Annotated in this window: 15 protein-coding genes; 6 read left to right on the top strand and 9 right to left on the bottom strand. The window is 55.1% G+C overall.

Translation table 11 applies throughout. The annotated features are described in order from the left end of the window. Positions 1 to 69: 69 nt before the first annotated feature. From ACR0BU_RS15845 to pobA, 7 genes are read right to left on the bottom strand one after another with little or no spacing between them, the layout of a single operon-like run. A complete protein-coding gene (locus ACR0BU_RS15845) occupies positions 70 to 1,131 on the bottom strand; it encodes a 3-carboxy-cis,cis-muconate cycloisomerase (RefSeq protein WP_298936277.1) in 1,062 nt (353 codons plus the stop codon). Continuing rightward, entirely contained in the window at positions 1,128 to 1,913 is a 786-nt protein-coding gene (gene pcaD, locus ACR0BU_RS15840; protein ID WP_299081550.1) for a 3-oxoadipate enol-lactonase, read from the bottom strand. The genes ACR0BU_RS15845 and pcaD overlap by 4 nt, the downstream gene beginning before the upstream one ends. Further along, on the bottom strand, positions 1,913 to 2,746 hold the full coding sequence (locus ACR0BU_RS15835; RefSeq protein WP_480738057.1) for a 3-oxoadipate:acetyl-CoA acetyltransferase: 834 nt from the start codon (positions 2,744 to 2,746) through the stop codon (positions 1,913 to 1,915). The genes pcaD and ACR0BU_RS15835 overlap by 1 nt, the downstream gene beginning before the upstream one ends. A 7-nt stretch (positions 2,747 to 2,753) precedes the next feature. Continuing rightward, positions 2,754 to 3,353 (bottom strand): protocatechuate 3,4-dioxygenase subunit alpha, encoded by a 600-nt coding sequence (gene pcaG, locus ACR0BU_RS15830; RefSeq protein ID WP_480738027.1) that lies wholly within the window; start codon positions 3,351 to 3,353, stop codon positions 2,754 to 2,756. A 2-nt stretch (positions 3,354 to 3,355) separates the two neighbouring features. Beyond that, positions 3,356 to 4,081 (bottom strand): protocatechuate 3,4-dioxygenase subunit beta, encoded by a 726-nt coding sequence (gene pcaH, locus ACR0BU_RS15825; protein WP_299890874.1) that lies wholly within the window; start codon positions 4,079 to 4,081, stop codon positions 3,356 to 3,358. Next, the gene (gene pcaC / locus ACR0BU_RS15820) at positions 4,078 to 4,461 is read right to left on the bottom strand and encodes a 4-carboxymuconolactone decarboxylase (protein WP_298936273.1); all 384 of its coding nucleotides are present in this window, start codon (positions 4,459 to 4,461) and stop codon (positions 4,078 to 4,080) included. Before pcaC ends, pcaH begins: the two co-directional genes overlap by 4 nt. A gap of 23 nt (positions 4,462 to 4,484) precedes the next feature. Continuing rightward, positions 4,485 to 5,654, bottom strand: coding sequence for a 4-hydroxybenzoate 3-monooxygenase (pobA, locus tag ACR0BU_RS15815; RefSeq protein WP_480738026.1), 1,170 nt, complete (start codon positions 5,652 to 5,654; stop codon positions 4,485 to 4,487). A 96-nt stretch (positions 5,655 to 5,750) separates the two neighbouring features. Here pobA and pcaQ point away from each other — a divergent pair, with 96 nt between their 5' ends. From pcaQ to ACR0BU_RS15800, 3 genes are all read left to right on the top strand, one after another. Then, a complete protein-coding gene (pcaQ, locus tag ACR0BU_RS15810) occupies positions 5,751 to 6,668 on the top strand; it encodes a pca operon transcription factor PcaQ (protein WP_480738025.1) in 918 nt (305 codons plus the stop codon). Between the two features lie 158 nt (positions 6,669 to 6,826). Further along, positions 6,827 to 7,993: a helix-turn-helix domain-containing protein gene (locus tag ACR0BU_RS15805; RefSeq protein ID WP_480738024.1), complete on the top strand. Its 1,167-nt coding sequence runs from the start codon at positions 6,827 to 6,829 to the stop codon at positions 7,991 to 7,993. 298 nt (positions 7,994 to 8,291) lie between these two features. Further along, on the top strand, positions 8,292 to 9,152 hold the full coding sequence (locus tag ACR0BU_RS15800; protein WP_480738023.1) for a MipA/OmpV family protein: 861 nt from the start codon (positions 8,292 to 8,294) through the stop codon (positions 9,150 to 9,152). Between the two features lie 501 nt (positions 9,153 to 9,653). Here the strand turns inward: ACR0BU_RS15800 and soxZ are convergent. Next, entirely contained in the window at positions 9,654 to 9,983 is a 330-nt protein-coding gene (gene soxZ / locus ACR0BU_RS15795; RefSeq protein WP_480738022.1) for a thiosulfate oxidation carrier complex protein SoxZ, read from the bottom strand. Positions 9,984 to 9,999: 16 nt separating this feature from the next. Continuing rightward, positions 10,000 to 10,437 carry a thiosulfate oxidation carrier protein SoxY gene (locus tag ACR0BU_RS15790; RefSeq protein ID WP_480738021.1) on the bottom strand — a complete coding sequence of 146 codons (438 nt, stop codon included), beginning with the start codon at positions 10,435 to 10,437 and terminating at the stop codon, positions 10,000 to 10,002. Between the two features lie 179 nt (positions 10,438 to 10,616). Between ACR0BU_RS15790 and ACR0BU_RS15785 the strand changes: the two genes are divergently transcribed. The 3 genes from ACR0BU_RS15785 to ACR0BU_RS15775 are packed head-to-tail and all read left to right on the top strand — an operon-like array spanning position 10,617 to position 13,749. Beyond that, complete coding sequence (locus ACR0BU_RS15785; protein ID WP_480738020.1) at positions 10,617 to 11,363, top strand: ABC transporter ATP-binding protein; 747 nt, start codon at positions 10,617 to 10,619, stop codon at positions 11,361 to 11,363. Further along, the gene (locus ACR0BU_RS15780) at positions 11,360 to 12,151 is read left to right on the top strand and encodes an ABC transporter permease (RefSeq protein ID WP_299890855.1); all 792 of its coding nucleotides are present in this window, start codon (positions 11,360 to 11,362) and stop codon (positions 12,149 to 12,151) included. Before ACR0BU_RS15785 ends, ACR0BU_RS15780 begins: the two co-directional genes overlap by 4 nt. Next, entirely contained in the window at positions 12,148 to 13,749 is a 1,602-nt protein-coding gene (locus tag ACR0BU_RS15775; protein WP_480738019.1) for a sensor histidine kinase, read from the top strand. The genes ACR0BU_RS15780 and ACR0BU_RS15775 overlap by 4 nt, the downstream gene beginning before the upstream one ends. Positions 13,750 to 13,753 lie beyond the last annotated feature (4 nt).

The raw sequence follows: 13,753 nt of genomic DNA, 5'->3' as shown, positions 1-13,753 counted from the left end.
TTCCTCCTCCGATGTATCGCACCGAAACTGTTTGGGTTTCAGCGTTTTTGGACAGTGAGAGCGGCCTGATCATGTCCGCGCCTCACCTATTGATTCAATTTGGGTGCACAGGGTGATGGCCGCCGACAGTGATCTTGCCGTTGCCTTTGCCATGCTTGGCAAAATCATCCATTCTAGTGACCAGGCGCTGCCCGACCTTTCCTGTTCATGCACAAGCGCCTGATGCATCCCGGAAACGCGTGTCGCGTTAAAGCGGGCAAGCGTGATCAGCAGCTCGGCCAAAACAGGGTTTTTCTTGTGAGGCATTGCCGATGATCCGCCACCGCCAGACAGCTTGATCTCATCCACGCCCTGCTGCGCCATCAAGCAGATGTCCTGGCCCATTTTGCCCAATGAGCCCGAGATCAGAGACAGAAAGCTGGCATATTCGGTGATGCCCTCGCGGGTGGCGTGCCAGCTTCGGTTCGGCAGATGCAGCTCTAGTGCACTGGCCAGAAACTCGGCCAATTCGCGATACTTTATGCCGATGGCCTGACCATCGCCGACGGCACCGCCAAGCTGGACACATTCGGCACGCGGACGCATCTGCTCCAGCCGGCGCAGATGTTCTGCCAAGGGTGCGCTCCATGTCTCAAGCCGGTGCCCAACCGTGACCGGCAGGGCCGCCTGCATTCGTGTGCGCCCCATGATCATGTTTGACCCAAATCTTTTTGAGACCTGGCCCAACATATCGACCACTTCGGACAAGCGATCCGCCAACAAATCCGAGTTTTCGCGTAACGTGAGCGCCAGCGCAGTGTCCATCACATCCTGTGAGGTCGCTCCGGTGTGGATCGCATTTTTGAATTGCCCGGCTTCCAACTTCAGAAACCGAACCAGCGCGGGCACAGGTAGCCCGTCCTGCACTGTTCCGGATCGCAAAATCTCAAGATCGGGGTTTGCGGACTCTATGCGCTGTGCCGCCATTTGCGCATCTCGCAACGATACGATGCCAATTGCCCCCAACCCGCGGGAATAGGCGGCTTCGAATGTCAGCATATGAGCCAGTGATTGCGGTGCCGACCAGATCGCGTCAGCGTCACAGTCGCCAAACAAACCGGATAACCAGGGATGTTCGAATACGTCGCTCATGACAGCGCATCCTGCAAGGACCGGATTTGCGAAGCAACAAACTCCGGAGCTTCAATGCACGGCAGGTGCCCGACGCCAGGCAGAACGTGGCACTGCGATTGTTCAATGAGGGCTGACAGCGCATGTATACATGCAGGCGGCGTCGACAAATCGTCCGTACCTCCAATACAGATGGCGGGTACCCGAATGTGTTTCGTTGTGTCGGTTAAATCTGTATCGCGAATGGCCGCGCATGTGGCCGCGTAACCTTGGGCAGGTGTCCGCGTCAGCATATTGCGGTACCCGGCAACCGTGATCGGCATTTTGGTACGGAAGTTGTTCGAAAACCAGCGCTCAATCACGGTATCCGCTATAGCCTCAATCCCAGTGTCAGACACCATGTCGATCCGTTGGTTCCAAGCCTGCGCGTTCCCAATTTTAGACCCTGTATTGCAAAGAACCAGACCCGCCACGAGGTCGGGTCGTCGATGAGCCAGCGATTGCGCGATCATACCTCCGACCGATACCCCACCGATGACCGACCTTTGCCATCCCAAATGGTCCATCAGGCCCGAAACATCGTCGGCAAGCGAGGCGATAGATGTCGCACCACAATCCGATAGACCGTGCCCGCGTTTGTCAATCAACAAACAAGTCGTAGCCTCAAGCGCATCGGCGACCTCTTGCCAAATCCGCAGATCCGTCCCCAGTGAATTCAGGAACACGACAGGTGTTTTGCCAGTGCTGCCGGACTTAACCTCGTAGTGAATGAGGGTCTCATTGATGCTGGCAAAGCGTGGCATCAGGCGGCTTTCCGCAGTCCGAGGATCGAGCGCGCATCGGCGACGGTGGCCACCGGACGGCTATGCCTGTTGCAAACCTCGACGGCGCGCTTGACCAGAGCTGCATTGGATGGGGCCAGCGTGTCGCGATCCAGACGCACATTGTCCTCAAGACCTGTCCGGACATGCCCCCCTGCTGTAACCGACCATTCGTTCAAAACGATCTGGTTTGCGCCAATCCCTGCCGCACACCAAGGCACATCCCCCAGCAGTCTTTGAACCGTATGCACGTAGAAATCAAAAACCTCGCGATCAACCGGCATCGCATTCTTCACACCCATAACGAACTGAACGTATGGAGTATCCTTAATCTGCCCGTTGCGATACATGTCAGCTGCCCGGAAGATATGGGACAGATCGAAGGCCTCGATCTCGGGTTTCACATCGTATTTAACCATCTCGCTGGCCAGCCAATCGATCAACTCGGGGGGGTTTTCATAGACGCGGGTCGGAAAATTGTTCGACCCCACCGACAAAGACGCCATATCCGGTGTCAAGGGCAACATGCCGCCGCGCGCCAACCCAGCGCCGGAACGCCCTCCGGTCGACAATTGAACGATCATGCCAGGGCAATGAGTTTCAATGCCTTGTTTCAGATTGGCGAACCGTGTCGGATCCGAAGTTGGTTTCCCGTCGTCGTCGCGCACATGGCAGTGGGCAATCGTCGCTCCGGCCTCAAATGCCTCGTGCGTGCTTTCTACCTGTTCAGAGACACTGATCGGAACAGCCGAGTTGTCGGCTTTGGTCGGGACCGACCCGGTGATGGCCACGCAAATGATGCAGGGCGTAGTCATTGTTTGCTCAGACATCGAAGAACACCGTTTCTTTGTCGCCCTGTAACCGAATGTCAAAGCGGTACACGTCCCCATCCCGACGGGCGACAAGAGTGTCTCGCCGGTCCGCCTGCTCGATCAGGTTCAAGATCGGGTCTGTTTTGTTGGCCTCGGCTTCATCAGAAAAATATAGGCGCGTGTTCAAGCCGACATTGATCCCGCGCGCAACCATCCAAAAACTGATGTGAGGCGCCATCAGACTTGGTCCGCGACCTTTCACACGTCCGGGTTTCACGGTTGAAAACGACCATTCACCCGTTTCGAAGTCAGGAATGACCCGACCCCAACCGCGAAATCCGGGTTCGACATCGCCACAGCCCGGATAAGTGCCTGCTGCATTCGCTTGCCAAGCTTCGATCAAAACGTCTTTTATAGGTGCGCCTGCCCCATCCGATACCTGACCCTGAATTTCGATCCGCTCGCCTTGCGCCCTTGGACCTGCAATATCCCGGCCAAGCTCCTGTCGGTAGATGTCGAACCCAGCATCCCCCGGTGCGAGACCAATATGCACATAAGGTCCGGCGGTCTGGGATGGGGTTTCTTTCCGGTAGTCGAGTTTTTGAACCATGATCAGTTCCCCTCGGGCCGGTTTTCGAAGTAAGTCGAGCGATGTCCGCGAAGGACGATGTCGAACTTGTACGCAATACTGTCCAGCGGAACCGTCGCGTTCAGATCAAGCGCAGCGACCAGTTGGTCGATCGCGCGCTGATCCGGGATGGTGTTGACGATCGGGCATTTGGCAATCAGTGGATCCCCTTCGAAATATAGCTGTGTGATCAGCCGTTGTGCAAAGCTAGGCCCGAAAACCGATACGTGGATATGGGCAGGCCGCCAACTGTTGATCCAGTTGCGCCAGGGGTATGCTCCGGGCTTGATCGTTCTGAACCTGTAACAGCCGTGCTCATCCGTTAGCGTACGCCCACAGCCCCCGAAATTTGGATCGATGGCCGCCAGATAGGTGTCTTTCTTATGGCGGTATCGGCCCCCGGCATTGGCCTGCCAAATCTCTACCAGTGTATTGGGCACCGGCTTGCCGTTTTCATCCAGCACCCGGCCATGCAAAATAATACGTTCGCCAATCGGATCGCCTGTTTTTGCATAGTTTCGGATCAGGTCATTATCTAACGGGTCGACATCACTGTGGCCGAAGGTTGGGCCAGACAGCTCGCTGAGTGTGGATTCAAGAGACAGCAGAGCATTCTTTGGTGACCGCGATACGCTGGTTTTATAGTTCTGCGTATAGGCTGGCGGATGCCAGTCGCGGTCCCGCTGATACAGATCCGGTGGCTGAGTCATTCGGCCTCGCCTTCCATTTCCGCATATGTCTGTTTGGCCAGTTTCACAGCATGATTTGCACAAGGGACACCAGCATAAACCGCCGCATGCATGAATGCCTGCATGACATCCTCCTTTGATGTTCCCGTGTTGGCGCAGGCTTTCAGGTGCATCGGGATTTCATCGAAGTTCCGGGTGGCCGCCAACAAAGCCAACGTGATCATCGACCGTTCCCGTGGCGTGATCGCGTCGCTTGCCCACAAGGTGCCCCATGCGGTTTCTGTGATCATCTCCTGAAATGGCGCATCGAATGCGGATTTCTGCGCTTCGGCACGATCCACATGGGCGTCACCCAAAACGCGGCGCCGGACTGACATTCCCGTCGCATGACGATCAATCATCGGTATCTCCTTGGTTCCACCCATCAATACGGCAATCCTACATAGTTTTCAGCCATCGCTTTTTGTGCAGCCTTGTTCGTGCGCAAAAAGTCGATCTCGGCGCGTTGCATCTTTAGATCAAAGTCGGACTGATCCGGAAACCGATGCAGCAAAGACGAAAACCACCAACTAAATCGTTCGGCTTTCCAGATTCGGGCGAGAGCGTTTTGTGAATAGCTATCGATCCCTTCACTTGATCCCGTTTCGTAAAATTCGCGCAATGCGTTGTGAAGGTAATGCACATCAGAGGCGGCCGTATTCAGCCCCTTGGCCCCGGTCGGTGGGACAATATGCGCAGCATCACCACACAAAAAGAGCCTCCCCCAACGCATCGGTTCGGTCACAAATGACCGAAGCGGCGCGATCGATTTTTCGATAGATGGCCCGGTTACGATGCGATCTGCAAACTCCTGTGGAATTCTGCGCTTCAATTCATTCCAAAATGCACTGTCGGTCCAGTCGTCAGGATTATCCGACAGCGAACACTGGATATAGTAACGGCTAAGGTTCTCGTTGCGCATCGAACACAGAGCAAATCCACGTCGCGACAACGAATAGATCAGTTCCTCATGAACCGGAGGCGTCTCGGACAGCAGCCCGAGCCAGCCAAAGGGGTACACTTTTTCGTATTCTCGCCTCACGCTCAGGGGAATGGTTTGACGGCTGATCCCATGAAACCCATCGCATCCGGCCACAAAATCGGTATCGATGCGCTGTTGCTGTCCGTCCACGGTAAAGGTCACACAGGGTGTATCGGTATCCGCGTCATGGATTGCGACGTCATCCGTGTTGAAGATGATCTTACCATCTGTAGCCTCTCGCGCCTCGTACAGATCACGGGTGACTTCTGTCTGGCCATAAACCAAGACCGGCGTACCGGTGTGTTCGCGAAAATCAATGCGAAAACTCTCGTCTTCGAACGCGATCAGCGTCCCGTCATGTTTGAACCCTTCCGAGTGCAGACGGTTCGCGACCCCTGCCTGCTCCATCAGGTTCACAAAACCCTGTTCCAGAACACCGGCGCGAATGCGGCTAAGAACATAGTCTTTGGTTTTTCTCTCTAGAACAACGCTGTCAATTCCATGGACGTGAAGCAGCTGCGACAAAAGCAAACCTGACGGCCCACCGCCGATCACGACGACTTGTGTTCGCATCTGATCCTCCTTCCGTGTTGCGCCGCATGATTGCATTGTCAATTCCGTTATGTAAAATGATGTTTTTCGCTGGTTAGTTTCCGAAAATGGAAAGTAATGATTGATCGCAGACTAAAAGTTCGACATGTCGAAGCCTTTGTCGAAATCGCGCGACAGAAAAGCCTGAAGCGTGCGGCTGAGGCCTTGAATCTGACTCAGCCCGCGATTTCCAAAACCCTGAAAGAGTTGGAAGAGATTGCCGGAGCCACTCTGCTGGAACGCAACCGGGGCGGCGTGACCATGACCGTAGCCGGAGACGTGTTTCTGAGACACGCCACCAGCGGCATGAACGCCCTGGATATGGCCATGAACAGCGTGGCTGCTGTTCGCAAAGGCGAGGTCGGATCAGTTTCCATAGGTGCATTGCCAAGTGTCGCCGCGCGCATTTTACCGCGCGCCGTTGCGATATTTTCGGACCTTGCACCCGACACCATTACACGGGTCGAGGATGGCCCGCATGGGTATCTGATCGATCGGCTACAATCGGGTCAGCTGGACCTTGTGATAGGTCGGCTGGGCAAACCCGACACGATGCAAGATGTTTCTTTCACACAGCTCTACATCGAAAACGTTGCTATCGTATGTGCCCCCGGCCATCCGCTGGCTGACGCGTCAAACCTGTCCGAGGTGGCAAGTTATCCGGTCATTTATCCACCACAGGAATCCGCCATACGCCCGCTGGTTGATCGCATGATGATTGCCAATGGCATGACCAGCTTCCCAAGACAGATCGAGTCGGTCTCGGCCACGTTCGGGCGTGGTCTGGCATTGGCAAGTGACGCACTTTGGGTGATCTCGACAGGTGTTGTCGCCGGAGATATCGCGAGCGGGCAGTTAAAAGCGTTGCCAATAGATACAGGTCTGACGGCAGGCCCGATTGGCATCATGGCCCGGTCGGAAAGCGAGCTTTCGCCAATGGCCAACTTGTTTCGGCAGGCGTCTGTTCGGGCGGTAGAGCACTTGCAGCTCACCTGAACTCTCAAGCCAAAAAACGTCCGGGCCTGTCTTTCCTAGACGGAAAGGACACTGAAACAAGCCTTCGCTCGTTCCCGCTGGAGTTTTCCTGTTAAGCCCTCTAGTTCAGAACCCAACTCGGAGACGCCGCATTGCCCGAAAACTCGTTTGAAATCTCGTTGACGCTGTTTCAGCTCGGGGTCACGATGTTTTGCGCAAATCTCTTGCTGCTCAACCGAAACCACCGAGCTCTGTTTTTACCACTCGCCTTGTTTTTTGTTGCTGAATCCATCGTCGGCGCGACCGATCTGCTGATTGAATTTACCGGCAGCGACCAGTTAACGAAGCGCGAATTACTATGGATCGGCCTCGCTGCCTCAGCATCGGTTTGCGAGCCGTTTCTGTTTTGGAGCTACGTGAAGGTTTTGACATCTGAAAACGGCGTTGAAAAATTAAGACCGCGTGGGTGGCACTACTTGCCGTTCATTCTTGCTGTTCTAACGGTTTTATCAGTTTTTTCTCTTCCCAACGTGCTGTTTGAAACGCCCGACATTGATATCGAGTCGCTGAACCTGCTTCAGCTTCTTCCAATTCTGTTTCTGGAGCTCTTGGATTTTTTCTTTCAAATCATGGTGTTGATCTACCTTTGGCTGATTATCAATCAACTCAGAACATACACCAACCGCCTCAAGGATCTTTTCGCCACAACTGAAGACCGGGAACTGCTGTGGGTCTGGTGGATTGCTTTCGTCGTCGGAATTTACCTTGTTCTGGGTGTGGTTGGAACACTCGCGTCATTTTTTGACCTCGAGAACTCGATCCATCCGATCTTTGAAAGCGACTACGCAAATAGTCTGGCAAGTTTTGCGATTGTCTGGGTCATCGCACTGTGGGGCCTGCGTCAGCAACCTGGGCTGATCCGAGAACAGCCGACTTTTGAAGCCATTGCTGAAAAAGAAGAAGCCTCGGGCCCAAAGTATGAACGCTCGGCGTTGACGGAAGATCGCGCAAAAAGGATCGCCTCCAAGATCGAGCGTGCGATGTCCAACGATCTTGTTTACCGGGATCCAAATCTGTCGCTTTGGGATCTGGCAAAACATATTGGCGTCACTTCCGCCTATGTCTCGCAAACACTGAACACGACGATTGGGTCAAACTTCTTTGACTATATCAACAGTTGGCGCGTTCGCGATGCCGTCGAGCAACTGCAGAATTCCGACGAGACGATACTGGTGATCACTTATGATGTCGGCTTCAACTCTCGATCATCTTTCTACAAGGCCTTCAAACGGGAAATGGCTACAACTCCGTCAGAGCTGCGGACGAAGCTGCGTGCTCAAAGTTGAAAGACGCTTTGTCAATGTTGTTTTGCTGGTGGGTCAGAGAACCCTTGGAACCCGGCTGCCTCAGCACAAGGGCTTCAAGACCGCCCGAGGCGTCTCTTCCAATCGGCGACAACAGCAAACGGCTGTCCGCGACGGCCAGCTAGGAACATTACAGCAAAATACGCCACTAGATTGCGCAGGGTTTGCTCAGGCGTTTCAGGCAGAACATTTCTGCCGCCGAGGATCCAAACAGACAGATTTGGCAGCAAGAAACTGGCCCAAGGCGGCTACGAAAATAACGAAAGAACCGAGGACTTTTATGAAATCGAAATCTCTCAATCACTCGGCTTTGGCCGTTGTTGGAACATGTCTGGCGGTTTTTGCCGGTCAGGCAGCAGCCCAGAGCGCAGGCAATGGCGCCAGCGGCACAGGAGGATGGAACGACTGGGATTTCTACCTAGGTGCTGGTGTCGCATACGCGCCAGAATACGAAGGGTCAGACAAACAAGAAACGTCCGCGTTCCCTGCGTTCGAAGCCGTATGGCGCGACACTTTAGTTGTTTCCGGCGAAGGAATAGGTGCATTTGTCTATGACAGAAACGGCCTTCGGGTTTCAGCCGCCCTTGGATACGGTGGTGGCCGCGAAGAAAGTGACAGCGTCCATCTTCGAGGGCTGGGAGATATAGATGACGGCGCCGTTGTCTCGCTGGGCGCACAGCTCGATCTGGCCCCACGCGTCACTGCCACAGCAGATGTGAACACCTTTCTCAAAGGTTCCAAGGGCACGGTCGTATCGCTTGGATTGCAAAGCCAGGTGCCGTTCGGGGTCGTACGCGGCGCATTGTCGCCAACGGGCAACCGATATGATGATGTGGCCAGTCAACAAGGGTTGGCATTGATCGGCGGCGTGTCGATTGACTGGGCCAACGACAACTACAACCAGAGCTTCTTCGGTGTGTCGGCTGCCCAATCCGCCTCGTCAGGCTTGCGGCAATACAGTGCCGGTTCTGGCTTGAAATCCGTTAACGCCGAGATCGGGTTCAGCCAAACACTTGGCGACAACTGGGGTCTGACGGGAATCGTGCAGTATTCCAGATTGCTCGGCGATGCCAAAGATAGCCCGGTCGTGAAATCCGAAGGGAACTATGCGGCGGTGCTTGCGGTAGGTTACAGGTTCTAGCTTACACTGGTCGATCTTTGCCATCGCAGCGCTGTTTCTAGTGAACGAGCCCGGCCTATTCAATGGCCGGGTACCGTACAATGCACTTGGCTTTTCCGTATATAATACGAAATTGGCCAGCGACAGAATTACAAGGAAAATACATCGTGGGCACACTTCGTGTGCAAAATTTATGCTTGTAGCTACTGCCATATCCTTGCCAATTAGGAGGGCTACCCAATGAATGCCCAATCCAACAAAGCCAACAAACTTGTCGCTGGGCGGCGCCCTACTTTCTAAAGCTAAAGCGCTGAAATCGATCTTTCCCGTGCGGCCGAAGATAGGGCTCATCTGGCCTTAGCTTCAGCAAAAGTGGAACAGTGGGCGGCAGAAATGCGGCCGCTCTCAGGAACTCCAACTCATATGTTGAGAGACATGGCTTTCCGCTGGAAGGCTCTTTGAGTAGGTGATGAACTGGGGCGATGTTGACGTAAGACTTCCCCTATCACTTTCGGGACTCGCCTAGGCAACGACGACCGTCTTGCTGTCAGTGTAAATCGCGCCGTCGTCGTCGAACCATGCAAAGGTGAACACCCCAGAGCCTGGGATGGTTGCCTCAAACTCGAAAAACGGGTTCGTCGAAATTCCGGGTCCGATCTCAAGATCGACAACAGTTTCGCCGTCAAATGTACAAAGAAATCGGTGGATGATCGAGCGCGGTATCGGCACGCCAACGGGATCGATCCGCTGCCCGGATTCCATGCGATGTGTGATCAGGGTTTTGATCGTGATCGTATCACCTGCCCTGACCTCTCTGGGCAGTTTGATCCGGGTTTTGACACCTGTCGCCATCTTCCCCTCCTTTGGATCAGGCGCATCCGCCTACGATAACCGACACAGGTTTAAGACCTTTTTGAATGCTTCCATCCGGCATTCGCGCCAATACCAGAACGTCCTGAGTTTGGGCCAACCGCATACGAGTAGACACTCTTGCTGCACCCGCCATTGGGCCAAATTTGGCCCTGAGCACCGGCATCACCGGGTTGCCTGGCGCCACAAGTAGGACTTCCTTGGCCTCTGGCGCGGCGACCTGCACCGAAACGCGATACCCATCTTCCGCGATTTCAGGCAACGTCACAGTTACGCTTCCATCACGGATCGAGCTTCCATCAGAGAAAGCCGCAATCACATCCTCCAACGTCGCAGAGTTTGGTGGTGCCAAAATATCCTGCGCCCGCAGCGGTGTTGCCATACACAACAACGCCCCCAGGCTGACTTGCATGGCGCCACGTCGGCCGATGCTCATGGCGGACCTCTCCATCCTAGACATGAGGACCATAGCCCCGCTTTATCGTGTTCTCCGCATAACAAATCTGCGAGGTTACGTAGACTTAAGTCGCAGTCGAGCGATTTTCTGCATGGTTGAGAAACGCGCGCCGAACGGGCAAGCTGACCGTCAGTACGGGAATCCGGGCGGAGGAATAGATGCCTGATGCGCAGTTGCAGGACGAGACCAAGCGGGGCCTGACCGTCCGCAATCTGAGCTTTCACTACGGTCCTAAAATGGCACTGGATTCCGTCTCATTCGACGTTGGACCCGGGACTTTCTGCGCATTGCTTGGGCCCAACGGGGCCGGGAAATCCACTTTGGTTTCGCTGCTGACGCGCCTCTTGGTTGCCCCAGATGGCGAGATCGCCGTTGCCGGCCACACTCTCAGGAAATCGCCACGCAAAGCGCTTGGGGATCTTGGCGTCGTGTTTCAGCAACCAACTTTGGACCTCAGCCTGACTGTCAAGCAGAACATGGCCTATTTTGCAGCGCTGCACGGGCTGCCCAGGAAGGAAACACCTCATCGCATTGATGCGGCGCTGGACCGGCTGGGGATGAGAGAACGCGCTGGCGAAAAGGTCCGGGCGTTAAATGGCGGGCACCGCCGCCGGATGGAGCTGGCCCGCGCCTTGCTGCACGACCCAAAGGTTTTGCTATTGGACGAACCGACCGTCGGCTTGGACGCTGCCGCACGGCACTCGATCACCGATCATGTTCACGATCTGGCCGACCAAGGGCTTTGCATATTATGGGCGACACATCTGACCGATGAAGTGCGCGACAACGACCAAATGCTGGTGCTGCATCATGGTAAGATTCTCGCAGCAGGGCAGACCGGAGTGTTGCGCGGCAACGAAACGCTGTCCAATTGGTTCCTGTCGCAGACCGAGGTTTCGGCATGACTGGTTTTTGGGGTGTCGCACGAGCCATCATCGGACGCGAGTTTCTGCGCTTTATTCATCAACGCGAACGCTTTCTGGCGGCACTCGTGCGCCCGATGGTCTGGTTGCTGATCTTTGCTGCGGGGTTCCGGGCAGCGCTTGGCTTGTCCATCATCCCGCCCTATCAAACCTACATCACCTATGAGACCTATATCGTGCCAGGTCTGTGCGCGATGGTCCTTCTTTTCAACGGGATGCAGAGCTCTCTCAGCCTCGTATACGACCGCGAAATGGGATCTATGCGCCTGCTGCTAACCAGTTCGTTCCCGCGTTGGTGGCTTTTGTTTTGCAGGTTGCTCGGCTCAACCGCGATTTCCATCCTGCAGGTCTATACATTCCTGGCGCTGGCGGCATTGTTCGGGATTGTGTTACCGATGCCTGGCTATTTTGCGGTTCTTCCGGGGCTGGTTCTGGGTGGGCTGATGTTGGGTGCTTTGGGATTGGTCCTATCCAGTTTTATCAAACAGCTGGAAAATTTTGCGGGGGTGATGAACTTTGTCATCTTCCCGATGTTCTTTCTGTCTTCGGCCCTCTACCCGCTATGGAAAATGGCCGAAAGCTCACCGCTCTTGCGTGACATCTGCGCCGTGAACCCGTTTACCCACGTAGTCGAACTGATCCGGTTTCTGCTGTATCTGCAGATCAACTGGATCGCGCTGTTCTGGGTGCTGGTGTGGACGGCCGCGTTGTGTGGCGCCGCGGTCTGGGGATACGATCCGGCGCGCGGCCTGATGAAACGAAAAACATGAACATATCCGCCGACAAACCAAAGCGCCATTTGCTACTGAAAACCCGTCTGGGTCTGGGGGCTGTTGTCTTGGGGTCGGGCACGTTGTTGACGGCAGCGATCCTTTATCTGGGGATGCAAATGGTTGCCTCGCGGTTGGAAACTGCGCTGGCATCGGAAATGCGCATGGCGCGATATGCGACACTGTCCACTCAGATAGCCACGTTTCTGGTGATAGCGACTGAGTCCGTACAGACGGGACAGACTGCGGCCATTCGGATCGACCGCCTCGCCCCGATACAGGGGCAAATCGGCGACACTTTCGGCAAGCTGCACGCCGACGTCGCTGATGCAGTCACGGCGGCAAAGGGCTTCGGGATAGACGAGCAGTCGCGCTATGGCACACAGTCACTTGGCCTTGCCCGGATGGAGGCGTTGCTGGGAAACACGCTGCACGGGCTTGCAAATCCCGAAGCGGATCAAGCGCGGTTAAGGGCCCATATCGACAGTTTCGCCTCGGGGTTTGATCCCTTGCTTAGCCAAGCCGTGAATACTGAAATCTTGTTTCGCAACACCATTCTGTCGGGGATCGAGGAAACGCGTCTTACCCTGACGTGGATTGCGTTAGGATTCGCGGCCTTCGCGATCCTCAGTACCATCTGGTTCTATTTCTGGCTAATCCGCCCACAATTCGAACGGCTGGATCGTTTGCGAGGGGCCGCTTTGCAGATTGGACAGGCGGAATTCTCGCTCGAACTGCCGACCACCCAAAGGGATGAGATAGGTCAGCTCTATAGCGAAACAAATCGCATGGCAGCGGCCCTGAAACAGCGCCAGTCGCAGGTCGAGGCTGAGTGGGCGAGACTCAATGAAACAATTGCCCGGCGAACAAAGGAACTAAGCGCGGCCAACAAAACCCTGTCTAAAATTGATGAAAACAGGCGTCGCTTTTTTGCGGATATCAGTCACGAGCTTCGCACGCCGCTCACCGTGATCATGATGGAATCTCAAATCGGACAGCAAGACAATCAAAGCGCACCTGAGGCGTTACAGGCCATCGAAACCAGCGCGATCAAACTGAATCAGCGCATCGACGACCTGCTTCGTGTGGCGCGTTCGGAAAACGGCGAACTGGCGTTGGAACCGCAACCGGTTAAGCTGGCTAATCTATTGAACACCGTGGCACGAGACATCCAACCGGACATCGACAGTGCGAATATGACGCTGACCATCGGGCCAATCCCCGATTGTGAACTGAATTGCGATCCGAACTGGATCCGGCAGGTGCTGCTAAGCCTGATCCGGAACGCAATCCGCCACGCCCGTGACGGTAAGACGGTCGCCATGACGACCAAACTGACCGCCGACACAATCGAAATCTCAATTGTTGATAATGGGCCCGGTGTCCCGGTTGACGCGCAGGGCGATATCTTTGGACGGTTTGTTCAGGGCGGATCGGACAACAGCCAAGGCTTTGGTGTCGGTCTGGCATTGGCGCGCTGGGTGATCGAAGCGCATCGCGGCGCAATCTCATTGACCAGCCCCGTTCCAAAGGATCAGGCAATCGGGCTGTCAAACGGTACAAATGTCTGCATTCGTTTACCCGTTGCACAGGCTTAGAGTG

Source organism: Ruegeria sp. CK2, assembly GCF_056536585.1.
The sequence above is the reverse complement of the archived record's forward strand: the minus strand, read 5'-3'. Positions and strand labels throughout refer to the sequence as shown.

Coding starts and splice junctions, on each gene's coding strand:
- ACR0BU_RS15845 (WP_298936277.1), bottom strand. CDS start 1,131: ATGAGCGACGTATTCGAACATCCCTGGTTATCCGGTTTGTTTGGCGAC.
- pcaD (WP_299081550.1), bottom strand. CDS start 1,913: ATGCCACGCTTTGCCAGCATCAATGAGACCCTCATTCACTACGAGGTT.
- ACR0BU_RS15835 (WP_480738057.1), bottom strand. CDS start 2,746: ATGACTACGCCCTGCATCATTTGCGTGGCCATCACCGGGTCGGTCCCG.
- pcaG (WP_480738027.1), bottom strand. CDS start 3,353: ATGGTTCAAAAACTCGACTACCGGAAAGAAACCCCATCCCAGACCGCC.
- pcaH (WP_299890874.1), bottom strand. CDS start 4,081: ATGACTCAGCCACCGGATCTGTATCAGCGGGACCGCGACTGGCATCCG.
- pcaC (WP_298936273.1), bottom strand. CDS start 4,461: ATGATTGATCGTCATGCGACGGGAATGTCAGTCCGGCGCCGCGTTTTG.
- pobA (WP_480738026.1), bottom strand. CDS start 5,654: ATGCGAACACAAGTCGTCGTGATCGGCGGTGGGCCGTCAGGTTTGCTT.
- pcaQ (WP_480738025.1), top strand. CDS start 5,751: ATGATTGATCGCAGACTAAAAGTTCGACATGTCGAAGCCTTTGTCGAA.
- ACR0BU_RS15800 (WP_480738023.1), top strand. CDS start 8,292: ATGAAATCGAAATCTCTCAATCACTCGGCTTTGGCCGTTGTTGGAACA.
- soxZ (WP_480738022.1), bottom strand. CDS start 9,983: ATGGCGACAGGTGTCAAAACCCGGATCAAACTGCCCAGAGAGGTCAGG.
- ACR0BU_RS15790 (WP_480738021.1), bottom strand. CDS start 10,437: ATGAGCATCGGCCGACGTGGCGCCATGCAAGTCAGCCTGGGGGCGTTG.
- ACR0BU_RS15785 (WP_480738020.1), top strand. CDS start 10,617: ATGCCTGATGCGCAGTTGCAGGACGAGACCAAGCGGGGCCTGACCGTC.
- ACR0BU_RS15780 (WP_299890855.1), top strand. CDS start 11,360: ATGACTGGTTTTTGGGGTGTCGCACGAGCCATCATCGGACGCGAGTTT.
- ACR0BU_RS15775 (WP_480738019.1), top strand. CDS start 12,148: ATGAACATATCCGCCGACAAACCAAAGCGCCATTTGCTACTGAAAACC.